We start from the raw sequence: 11,179 nt of genomic DNA, 5'->3' as shown, positions 1-11,179 counted from the left end.
GGAAGCGAACACGTAGTAAAGCGAACAGCAGGACTGCATTGGCCATGAAATGCTGGTATTCATTTTCCAAAGACGAACAAGAATTCGTCATTCAGGTCAGGTTTGGAATGACGATTAGAAAAAATAGTTGTTAGCTATTCAAGCTTTGTAAAAAGCCATTCAAGTCATCATCCTTAGCCAAGCCCAGCTTTTGCTTAATCCTGTAACGGCTCATCCTCACGCTTTTGGCTTCCACGTGCATCAATTGTGCAATCTGTCGCGTTTCCATCTGCAGGTAGAGGTAGGCACAAAGCTTTAAATCGAGCAAGGTCAATTTCTTTTGGGCGCGCTTATTGAGCAAATGAAAAAAATCTGGATGTACTTGTTGGATCTGTAGCTTTGCCTGTTCAAAATCATTGTCGAGCAGCATCTCCTCTTTCAAGATTTTCTGCATATTCACTTCATCGCCAACCGTGAGTTTGTCTTTTAGGTTATGCAACATCTGGTTTTTGTGTTCCAATTGCAGCACATTGGCCATTACTTCTTTTTTGAGCTGCTGTTGCTGCGTGGCCAGCAATTGTTGCTCCAGCCCCATTTGTTTTTCGCGTTGCAGCGAATAGCGCAACCTGAAATGATAAGACCTAAACATGAACAATAAACATAAAACAGTAGCAATGGCAATACAGGCATACAGGTAACTCTGCTGCCTCTGGCTCTTTTCGCGTTCCTTGAGCAGCTTTACTTCAGCGTTTTTTTTTTCGGTTTCGTACTGGATTTCCAATTTCTGCACCTTCAGTGCTTTTTGCTGGTCGAAGTTTTTAGTGGTATAGGCATTTACCTCCTCCTGAAATTGAAGGGCTTTCTGGTAATTGCCTTTTTGCTTATAAAAAACCGTTAGGGCTTGGCCTATATTAATCATGGTATAATATACTGGCGGCTGACTGGTTTGCATAATCCGGTAGGCCTCTAACAAGTATTGCTCGGTTAATTTCTCGTTGCCGTCGCGTTTGGCATATTCGCTCAATATACCCAAACTGCTCGCTATTACTTCTTGGCTGTCTGGCCAATTATTCAGCACTGCCTTGGCCCGGTTAGCGTAACCAATGGCCAAATCCTTGGCCTTTAAATCGCCTGCCGGAAAATATTTGAGGTAGATATTGGACAAATTAATGCAGCTGATGGCGTAGGCAAGGTTGTTTACCAGTCCATGCGAATCATAAAGGCCCTCTGCTTTTTCTAGATAAAACAAACAGCTATCCAGCTCTTTTTGCTCATGCTTGGCATTGTACTTATATTCGTGGGCTGTTGACATGGCATTATAGCAATTGCTCAACAAGGTAAAATCATTAGCCAAGCGGGCATGCTCGGTTGCCAGTTTTGCATATTGGTATACTTTGGTCGCGTTGTTCCAATTAGAATTGAGCACATACAATTGATAATAGAGCTTGGCGGCCAAAAAATTGTCTGTGTTCTTTTCAAGCGCTTTTAATCCCAATTGGCAAAATTTCATTATGCTTTCCTGGTCATCGAGGTTTTTATACAGCAGCACTTGTGCATAATCGGCATAGGCTTGTGCAATTGGGTCTTTGGTTTGCTTGGCCAGCGTTAGCGTAGTATCGGTGAGCTGTTTGAGCTTGGCAAAATCTTGTATGAGGATCTTACTATTGATCAATACCACAAAGGCTTTGTTGGCTCCGCTGTAATCTTTGCTACGCAGGGCGATGGTTATGCCTTGCCTTGCAGTAGCCATCGCCATTTTATAATTTTTGTTAACCCGATAAGCTTCGGCCAGTTGGGTTAACAGGGCTGGCTTTTCCTTTTCGCTTAAAGCAGTGTTTTTAACGGCCAGTTTGAGGCTATCCAAATAATTAGTCTGCGCAAAGCTGCTCAAGGTACAGGAACAAACGATTAAAAAAAAGATACAGGGAAATAGCTTCATAACACCAAATTACCACAAATTACTATAGGACGGTAGTGTATGGCTAGAAAAATAAGCCTCTACATTCTCAAATCGGCCTCCAGTTGCACTAAGCCATAACTTGTAGACATATTGTAGACAGCCCTTAAAAAAAGCGTAGTTGTTCTGTAGGAAGCCAAAGCTTGGCAACCCGCTTTTGAAGCGCAAACTTTGTCATGGCAATAAAGCCAAACTAAAAACAGAGACAATGAACAGCAAAACCTTATCAATCGTGGCCTACATTACACTTATCGGATGGCTAATTGCCTATTTTTCTGGAAAAGACAAAGCCGATATCCTCCTTAAATACCATTTGAAACAATCGCTGGGATTAGCCATTGTAAGCATCATTTTTAATGTGGTGTTATATGTAGTGGCCAGTATCGTTCCCGCACTTTCCTTTTTAGGTTTAATTGGCTATGTAATTATCGTGTTCTGGATATTGGGAATCATCAACGCGGCCAACGGCGCCTTAAAGCCTGTTCCCGTTATTGGAAAAGCTTTCGAAAACCAATTTGCCTTTATCGGTTAAAAACCTCAAATCTGAGCTATGCAAACATTTAAATATTTTGAACAAGATGGCGGCACCTACCGCCTTAAAATACAAAAAGGCCTGCTTTATGGCATCTCTATTTTGTGTTTGGCAGGCCTGGTTGCTACCTTGGTTTATGGCACAACCAAGGGTGCCTATGTTGGGGCCTTCTTTTTAGGTGTGTTTGTTGTGATCGGTATTTTACGCACCACCGGAAAGATAAGCTTCGATCCTTCTTCCCGACAGATCATTACCCAATCCTTCTTTTTTAGTGGCGAAAGGATCTATAGCTTCGATGATTTTGATCATTTTTTAGTGGTGAAAAACACGTCTATGTTCATCCCGCTTAACATTTCGGCCGTGATGATCTTATTTCCCAACGACAAAGAAAAAAGAATACTGCTCAGGCAGAGCTTCTTTGTAGCCAAACCCTTACAACGTCTTGCCGATGAACTGGCAACTATCCTTGAACTGCCAAAATAAAAACCTGTATCTTATGCAAAAAGAACTCAGCGAAACTTATAACCTGAAAATTGAAGAAGACAGGCTCCTATTGCAGCCCCACCGCAGGTATAAAAACAAAATTATTGCCTGTACGCTGTTGGCCTTGGTTTCTTTTGTATTGCCGCAGCTAACGGTTTTAGGCTATGAAGCCCATACCCTGATCACCTGTTTGGGTTTTATTTTTGCAGGCTATGCCGTTTACGATTTTCTTTTCAGGGTAAATCTTACTTATGTTTTTGACCAATCGAACAGGCAGGTTTATTTAAAAGTACCCAACATCTATACCCGAAAACTGATGGCCTTTGAAGACGTTTTTATACTTTTAGAAACCCTCCATTTCGAACTTCATTACGTACTTGCCCACCAAAACAACAGGTATGGCCGTAATTATCCCATCAGCGATTATTTTCCAGGCACAAAAAAGGGGCGCAGGGAACAAGAACAATATGAAATAGAAATATTGGCCGCAATAGAAAATTTTATGGCCGTTAACCGCTAAAATATCAACCTATGAGAAGAATATTTTTTGGCATTACCTTTTGGTCGCTCTACACCCTGGGGTTTACGGTTGTACTCCCCACGGGTTTGTATTATTTTAATAGCGGCTATGGCGAAGCTCCATTAGAAAGCGCTACAGAAGCTTTTATCTACTTGGGCTTGGGCATCGTGATTTGGTTGGTCGCCCTCATTGCTTATTCGCGTTTTTTTATTCAGGCTATATTCTTAGACAAGAAGAAACTTAAAAAAACGGCTCAGGAAGGCATAAATATTACCGCTAAGATTATAGCTAAAAAGGAAATTCGGACAATGAAGGATATGGCCGTGCTCGAGCTTAAGCTCGCTTTTAGGAATCTTTCGGGTTGCCCCATCGAAATCCCCTACCAGCTGAATGATGGCAAAACCTTTGAGAACCGCTTCGAAGTAGGCAATACCATTGAAATGCGGGCCAGTTTAGATGAGCACAATGCCGTTTTTGTACCCAAAACAATGCAGGTGGTACGCAATAGCGGCATGACCCTACTTTATTCTATTATTCTTCTCCTTTTGCTATTGGGAGCATTTGTTTACCCTGTTTTTTCTTACTGGCTAGAAAGCAATGGTTCGGGCTGGCGCTTTCTCAAGTTCTATCATCCATGGATTTTAGTGCCTTTTATCAATTTTATAGTCGGGCTCTTTATTTGGTTCATCATCAGCACAATTAGAGGCGCAAGTGGTGGCAGCTCACAATCGTTACGGATGGTACTGTACGGCATTAAAACAACGGCTAATATTGTAAGTTATGAGCAAACGGGCACCTACATCAACGAACAGCCACAGGTACGGTTCGAGGTGGAGTATACAGATAACCAAGGGGCAAAACGCAGCAGCAGCTACAAAAAAATAGTCTCTCTGCTCGATGTTCATAAACTGGGAACTGGTCCTGTAGAAGTAATGTACCTGCCGACTTCACCTCAAAAAATTGTATTTTATGAAGAACTTGAATTATAAATTGATCATGTTGGCTTTATGCCTGCTTGGTGCTTGTAAGGAAGCGAAGAAAAGCATTGAAGAAACACTGCATCCCAAAGCGCAGCCAAAGAAAGTTGCCTCCAGCAGTTCTACAACTACAACCACTACCACGGTAATGAACGAATTTCTTTCTTCAATACCTGACGAAAATTACAAAAGCATTTTTGAAAGTGCCTCCACTTTAGACAGCATCCAGCAGGCACTTCAAAACCTGCCCAAACTGAAAGGGAAAAAGCTGTTCTTTTTGCGGGGCGTAACTTTTTACGATTATAAGGGTGGCATCATCTCAGTCGACCTCCAAGATCCCGACCAGCCTGAAAATGTAGATACCTATTCATACAGCAATGGCGAATGGGAGCTCCAAAATCCTGTTAAAATTACCGGGCATTTTCCACTCAAGCTTTTGCTCGCCCCTTTTGACGGGGTTAAATTTAGCACAGCCAAAAAAGTATACGATTTGGGGGTAGAAAAAGCAAAAACCATCGAAGGTGCAGATCCCATATCCCACGTTTATTTTAACCAAATTAAAGAGGTTCATGTAAAAGAATGGTACCTCATGATCAATGGCGCCAGGCACAATTATTACGTGCGTTTTGATGCCAATGGCAATTTAATATCGATGAAATAGCTTAGCGTTTGCTTATTAATCCTTAAATATGCCATAGCCCCAGCTTGCCTGGGGCTTTTTGTTACTCTTCTAAGCTTTCCACATAAGCCTTAAAGTTATTTAAAACGCCTTGGCAAAAATCACGCTGCATAGCTGAAGATAGCTTGGCTACAGGTTCAAAAGTTTCGGCAATTTGTGTACCTGCATCAACCGCACTAAACAGGTTAGTCGTTTTTCGGCCATCGTCTAAGGTATAGCTCATCTTTTTATGGAAGATCACCTCATCATAAATACCTTTAAAATCAAAGCTTTCGCTTCCATCTTTGGCCTGCATGGCAAAGAGAAATTTTCCGCCCGTTTTTGCTTCGTTTTCTACGTTGGTGGTTTCCCAATCAGCTGATGGGTTGTTCCAGTTGGCGATGTGTTGAGGAGCTGTCCAACAGGTCCATACTTTTGCTAGGGGTGCCTGTATAAGCACTTTTACGGTTATAGGAGTTGCTGGTTCTTGCATACTCAAAATTACACCACAACTTAGGGCAACGTAAAGCGTAAACAAGACATTATTAGGGCGCATTCGAGCCAATAAGCCACACTATTGGTCACTATTGAAAAGCAACGCTACTTTTTCTCCACCTTTATCATTTCATCGCATAATAACAGCTTTGGCTATATAGCCGCTGCAGGTTTTCAATCGTTATCCACCCGTATTTTTCCAGCATGTATTTTTCGAAATCAGCAAAACTGATAAATGCAATTTCTTCTTTGTTTCGAACCGGATGATCACTAACATACTTGTTAGCCGTTTTATTTATCGTACTACAAACACTATTGTATTGGTTAAGCTCCATTACAGTTAGGTGCGGATACAGCTGATTGAGCCTTTCCTGTGTAGGTTTGAGCCAGTTTGCACCAAACTCCATCGATAAACCCAAAGCGACGTTTAATATTTCTTCCGATGTTAACATAAGAACTAAATTACGGTCTATATTCCTTAAAAACCAATCACAATAGCTCTACGTATCCATCCGTTCCATTCACCCTTATCCGTTGCCCGTCTTTAATCAATCGGGTGGCATGGTCCATTCCTACCACTGCGGGTAAGCCGTATTCACGCGCAATTACTGCGCCATGCGTCATCAATCCGCCAACCTCGGTAACCAAGCCCTTTATGGCTACAAACAACGGCGTCCAACTTGGGTCTGTAAATGCGGTCACCAAAATATCTCCTTCTTTCAGATCGGCATCTTCCATATTTAAAATTACCCGTGCATGGCCTTCTATTATTCCTGATGAAACCGGTAAACCTACAATAGCACCAGCAGGAACATTCTTGCGCTTGTACGAGCTCGTGATGATTTCGCCATCAGAAGTCATTACCCTTGGCGGGCTCAGTTTCTCATATAATTTGTATTCCTCTTTTCGCTTTGCAATAAGCCCTTCATCTAATTGATGGCTGCTTACCACCTCTCGAAATTCTTCAAAAGTAAGATAGTAAACGTCCTCTTTTTCTTGAATAACCTTAGCCTGTACCAATTTCTCCGCTTCTTTCATTAAGGCCTGCTTATAAACAAAGTAGCGACAGATCATCCCATATTTTGGATATTCGCGATAGCCAATGAGGTTTCGAAGAAGACTGATCATTCGCTTGGTTTCACGGGCTTTTCGCTTGCCATTTGGTAATTGCATCAATCTCTCCAGCAACTCCTGCTCTTTTTCCAAAGCCTCTTTTTGGCCCTGTTCAAATCTTTGGCGACTGGCATTGGGCTCGAAATTTCTGCTGTTGCTAAGGAGAAGCGGAACAAGTGCAAGCGGTTTTTCGCTCCATCGCGTTTTGGTGATGTCGATTTCTCCCACGCATCGCATTCCATATTTGTCGAGGTAGGCATCGATTGCAGCCTTCACTTCAACACCGCCATCAAACTCTGCCAGGTTCTCTAAAAAGTTAGCTTTTTTGGTCTTTTTTAAATACTCCACAATTTTGGGGTAAGGGCGAATGGCATCTGCAACATCCAATAAGGCCAAACCCATTTCTGAAGTAATGTTGTTGGCCACGGACTGAGAAAGCACATCGGCTACGCTTTTTTCGCCCAGCCATTTCAACATCTTCTTGTTGATCCATGCCGAAGCATAAAACCCAACCTTAATTACCTCCCAGCCTTTCGGATTAGACCGGATTTCCTTCAATAGTTGGAGGTCTTCTTGGATAAAATCAAACAAAGCTATTCCCGATTTAGTTTGGATAGCCTGCTTAAGTGTTGCTACAGATTGTTCGTTATAACTGATCAAATCGGCTACGATTGTTGGGTTATTTTCAAACCTTGCCAAATAACTCCATGGCAAGGTTTTTTCTACATACCCTGCCTGTGGCAATTTGGCATCGGCCGAGGGTTTGATAAAGCCTTTGCGCGATGCGATGGCAACAACGGCATCTTTAATCAGCACATCTGATTGACCAAAGGTTTCGATCAATTTTTTACGGCTTTCGGGTGCCGACAGCTGTCGGGTAATATCAACAAACAACCTGCCGCCGGCCTCATGCATGTGTGGGTTACTGAAAAAAGACAATCCCAATGGCTTCATCGCATCGGTCATCATTTGGTTATGGCCAACAGATACATAAACGTGATTCTCGTTATCGCTCGCTTTGGGAATGGGGAACAAAGTGGTAATTGGCCTGCTCTGCACAATGTAAAAGCTGCCATCGGCCAAACACCATTCGATGTCTTGGGGACACCCAAAATGTTTCTCGATTTTCCGGCCTAATTTTTCTAGCTGCAAAATCTGTTCGTCTGTTAGCGCTGGCTTGCCTTGTTGCTTGCTTGCGACTTTCTGTGTAGCTGTACCCCCATTTTTTGAGGCATAAATCGCCAGTTTCTTCGTGACAATCTTTTTCTCGATGATTTTGCCATCAAGTACTTTATAGCCATCGGCATTCACCAAGCCTGCAACCATCGCCTCTCCCAACCCAAAACCGGCATCAATAGAAAGTATTTTTCGGTTCCCCGAGATGGGAGCTGCAGTAAATAAAATACCTGCCACCTGTGGAAAAACCATTTGCTGAACCACCACAGCTAGCTGAACCTTTCGATGGTCGAACCCGTTTTGAAAGCGATAAACTATGGCCCGTTCGGTAAATAGCGAAGCCCAGCATTTACTAACGTGTTTAAGGATCGCATCTTTGCCGATAATGTTCAGGTAAGTATCCTGCTGCCCTGCAAAAGAGGCATTGGGAAGATCTTCTGCCGTGGCGCTTGACCGTACCGCATAAGCTGTATTTTCTCCAAGCTTGAGGAGCTCTTTCTCAACCGCCAAAACAATTTCCTGTGGAATGTTTATGCCTTCGATAGCCTTGCGAATTTTCTCGCTCAGCATTCTAATTACCGGCAGTACAAGTTCTTTTACAGACATCAATTCATCCAGCAAAGCCTGAAGCGTTTTGTTGTTTTCGGTGAGTTGCCGATAGGCTGCCGTGCTAATGCAAAAGCCATCTGGCACCCCTATGCCTTTAATGGTTGAGAGTTCGCCCAAATTAGCGCCCTTGCCTCCAACAAGCAGCCGTTTGGAGCTGTCTATTTCCTGAAAACCAATTACGTAGCTATTCATATTTTTTCCTTTCTCAGAGCGGTTTAAAACCAAAAATACAAGCTAACTACTATCAAAATATGGTTTTTTGACTATATTTTTCTACGCACAATAATGCCGGAAATACTTGCGTTATCCTTACAACAAGTAAGCAATAATTAAGGCCAATTCAAGGCTTTATTTCTCCTAGCTAAAGCTATACCCTCGTCATTTATACTACAAGCAAACTCAATTTGGCTACATCAGATTTTTCGGTCTAACGCAACTTTGCATTATCAATTTAAAACAATAGAAAATGCAACAGACAATTTTTATTACGGGAGCTTCTACAGGTTTAGGAAAAGCTGCCGCCAAATTATTTCAAAGCAGGGGCTGGAACGTGATTGCCACCATGCGCAATCCCGAAAAGGAAACTGAATTAACCGCATTGAGCAATGTTACGGTATTGCCATTGGATGTAACCAATTTGGCCCAAATCCAATCGACCGCAAAAGAGGCGATTGCACAAGGTGTAGATGTAGTATTTAACAACGCGGGCTATGGCTTAATAGGCCCATTAGAAGCGCTCAGCGACGAGCAGATCGTGAAACAGCTTAACACCAACCTCTTGGGCGTAATTCGCGTTACGCAGGCTTTCGTTCCTTATTTTAGGGCAAAGCAAAATGGCTTGTTCATTACAACTACTTCGATTGGTGGCTTAATTTCATTTCCTCTAGGTTCAACCTATCATGCCACCAAATGGGCATTGGAAGGATGGAGCGAAAGCATGGCTTTTGAGCTGAACGCTTTTGGCGTAAACATCAAAACCGTATCGCCGGGTGGCATTACCACAGATTTCTCTAGCCGCTCGCTAGACTTGGCAAGCAACGAAGATTACGATCCTATGGTACAATCGATGATGGCGGCCTTCGGCTCAATGATGGAAACTGCCTCCTCTGCCGAGCAGATTGCCGAGGTGGTATACGAAGCTGCCACAGACGGCAAAAACAAATTGCGTTATGTAGCTGGCGAAGATGCCAAAGCCTTATACGCGCAAAGATTGGCACAGGGCGACGAAGCTTTCAGGGCATCATTTGGAGAACTATTTTTAGGCAAGTAAATGCTTAGGGCAATGCGGCTATTTTAACTATTTGTGTTGCCCTAATTTTGTATTTTTATGATATGGAAAAGAAAACACCCTTACGGATTTCCTCTATTTCTGAACTGCATGCCTTGTTGCAGGTACCCAAACCCGTGCATCCCTTAATCAGTTTGGTTGACAATTCGCTGATAGCTACCAATACCGAGCTATTGGACCGTCCGTTTTTTCTTAATTTCTATAAGGTTTCCTACAAATATTCCACCACTGGCCGCATGGGCTATGGGCAGGGCTATTATGATTTTAATGAAGGGGGCATGATGTTTACATCGCCCAACCAATTGATAGCTGCAGATAACGAGGCCAAATATTATGGCGCTACGCTTTTGTTCCATCCTGATTTGATCAGAAACTATCCTTTGGGAACCACGATAAAAAAATATGGGTTTTTCTCGTATGAGACTAACGAAGCTTTATTCCTGTCTGAAAAAGAGAAGAAGGTAATTTTGGGGCTGTTCGACAATATCACCGACGAACTTCATACTTCTATTGATGAAATTAGTCAGGATGTGCTGGTTTCTTATATCGAAGTGCTACTCAATTACAGCAATAGGTTTTACAAACGCCAGTTTATTACCCGTAAAATGGTTAACAACGATGTATTGGCTAAAATAGAACAGCTGTTGGAAGCTTATTTCGCCGATGAAAAATCACTGTTAACCGGTTTGCCTACCGTAGAGTACTTGGCGGCCCAAGCCAATCTTTCGCCGCGTTACTTAAGCGATATGCTCCGGGCCTTAACAGGACAAAATACCCAACAACTCATTCACGAAAAACTTGTTGAAAAAGCAAAGGAAAAACTGTCTGCTACCGATTTATCCGTGAGCGAAATCGCCTACCAATTGGGTTTTGAGCATCCGCAATCGTTCAGCAAATTCTTTAAAACAAAAACCCAATTCTCGCCCTTGGCATTTCGCCATTCTTTTAATTAATGACGTTTATTTTTGAAACACAAATAGTTATATTTATGGTTTAGCACATAAATATCAACCGCCTATGAAAGCATTAAGTTTAGCCGCTATTGTTCACGTTTCAGATCTGAACAAGGCATTGGATTATTATAAGGATGTGCTGGGTTTTAAGATCGATTTCGAGTTTGGCGAATATATTGGGCTAACCTACGATGATATTTGTCTGCACCTTAACGGACCGTCAAATATCGGCACCAAGAAAGTACCCGGAAGCGCTCATTTTTCCATCGACTGCAGTGACGTTGATGCCTACTACGACTTGATCACCAAGCAAGGGGCAATCATTAGTTTTCCTATTGCCGATCGTGCCTATGGGATACGTGATTTTGCCGTTGAAGACCCCGATGGCAATACCCTGGTATTTGGAAAAGCCCTATTTTAATTCAATTACAAAAGATGT

12 protein-coding genes are annotated in these 11,179 nt (G+C 42.5%); 8 read left to right on the top strand and 4 right to left on the bottom strand.

Going from position 1 to position 11,179, the window contains the following annotated elements; all coding sequences use genetic code 11:
• Positions 1-130: 130 nt before the first annotated feature.
• Entirely contained in the window at positions 131-1,918 is a 1,788-nt protein-coding gene (locus AC570H_RS18820) for a hypothetical protein (RefSeq protein WP_497357707.1), read from the bottom strand.
• Between the two features lie 226 nt (positions 1,919-2,144).
• Here AC570H_RS18820 and AC570H_RS18815 point away from each other — a divergent pair, with 226 nt between their 5' ends.
• From AC570H_RS18815 to AC570H_RS18795, 5 genes are read left to right on the top strand one after another with little or no spacing between them, the layout of a single operon-like run.
• On the top strand, positions 2,145-2,468 hold the full coding sequence (locus AC570H_RS18815) for a magnetosome magnetite crystal formation protein family (RefSeq protein ID WP_497357705.1): 324 nt from the start codon (positions 2,145-2,147) through the stop codon (positions 2,466-2,468).
• Between the two features lie 18 nt (positions 2,469-2,486).
• Positions 2,487-2,951, top strand: coding sequence for a hypothetical protein (locus tag AC570H_RS18810; protein ID WP_497357703.1), 465 nt, complete (start codon positions 2,487-2,489; stop codon positions 2,949-2,951).
• Between the two features lie 13 nt (positions 2,952-2,964).
• The gene (locus AC570H_RS18805; protein WP_497357701.1) at positions 2,965-3,471 is read left to right on the top strand and encodes a hypothetical protein; all 507 of its coding nucleotides are present in this window, start codon (positions 2,965-2,967) and stop codon (positions 3,469-3,471) included.
• Between the two features lie 11 nt (positions 3,472-3,482).
• Positions 3,483-4,460: a hypothetical protein gene (locus tag AC570H_RS18800; RefSeq protein WP_497357699.1), complete on the top strand. Its 978-nt coding sequence runs from the start codon at positions 3,483-3,485 to the stop codon at positions 4,458-4,460.
• Entirely contained in the window at positions 4,441-5,109 is a 669-nt protein-coding gene (locus tag AC570H_RS18795; protein WP_497357697.1) for a hypothetical protein, read from the top strand. The genes AC570H_RS18800 and AC570H_RS18795 overlap by 20 nt, the downstream gene beginning before the upstream one ends.
• Before the next feature lie 61 nt (positions 5,110-5,170).
• Here AC570H_RS18795 and AC570H_RS18790 read toward each other — a convergent pair whose 3' ends face one another.
• The 3 genes from AC570H_RS18790 to ppsA all read right to left on the bottom strand — a co-directional run bounded on the left by AC570H_RS18790 (position 5,171) and on the right by ppsA (position 8,691).
• Positions 5,171-5,662: an SRPBCC domain-containing protein gene (locus AC570H_RS18790; protein WP_497357695.1), complete on the bottom strand. Its 492-nt coding sequence runs from the start codon at positions 5,660-5,662 to the stop codon at positions 5,171-5,173.
• Positions 5,663-5,726: 64 nt separating this feature from the next.
• Positions 5,727-6,053, bottom strand: a complete 327-nt coding sequence (locus AC570H_RS18785; protein WP_497357693.1) for a hypothetical protein — start codon at positions 6,051-6,053, stop codon at positions 5,727-5,729.
• 37 nt (positions 6,054-6,090) lie between these two features.
• Complete coding sequence (ppsA, locus tag AC570H_RS18780; protein WP_497357691.1) at positions 6,091-8,691, bottom strand: phosphoenolpyruvate synthase; 2,601 nt, start codon at positions 8,689-8,691, stop codon at positions 6,091-6,093.
• A gap of 274 nt (positions 8,692-8,965) precedes the next feature.
• Here ppsA and AC570H_RS18775 point away from each other — a divergent pair, with 274 nt between their 5' ends.
• From AC570H_RS18775 to AC570H_RS18765, 3 genes are all read left to right on the top strand, one after another.
• Positions 8,966-9,769: an SDR family oxidoreductase gene (locus AC570H_RS18775; protein WP_497357689.1), complete on the top strand. Its 804-nt coding sequence runs from the start codon at positions 8,966-8,968 to the stop codon at positions 9,767-9,769.
• A gap of 62 nt (positions 9,770-9,831) precedes the next feature.
• Positions 9,832-10,740: a helix-turn-helix domain-containing protein gene (locus tag AC570H_RS18770; protein ID WP_497357687.1), complete on the top strand. Its 909-nt coding sequence runs from the start codon at positions 9,832-9,834 to the stop codon at positions 10,738-10,740.
• Positions 10,741-10,804: 64 nt separating this feature from the next.
• Positions 10,805-11,161 carry a VOC family protein gene (locus AC570H_RS18765; RefSeq protein ID WP_497357685.1) on the top strand — a complete coding sequence of 119 codons (357 nt, stop codon included), beginning with the start codon at positions 10,805-10,807 and terminating at the stop codon, positions 11,159-11,161.
• The last annotated feature ends 18 nt before the right edge of the window (positions 11,162-11,179 follow it).

It is taken from the genome of Pedobacter sp. B4419, assembly GCF_059693725.1.
This window is presented reverse-complemented; position numbering and strand designations above follow the sequence as displayed.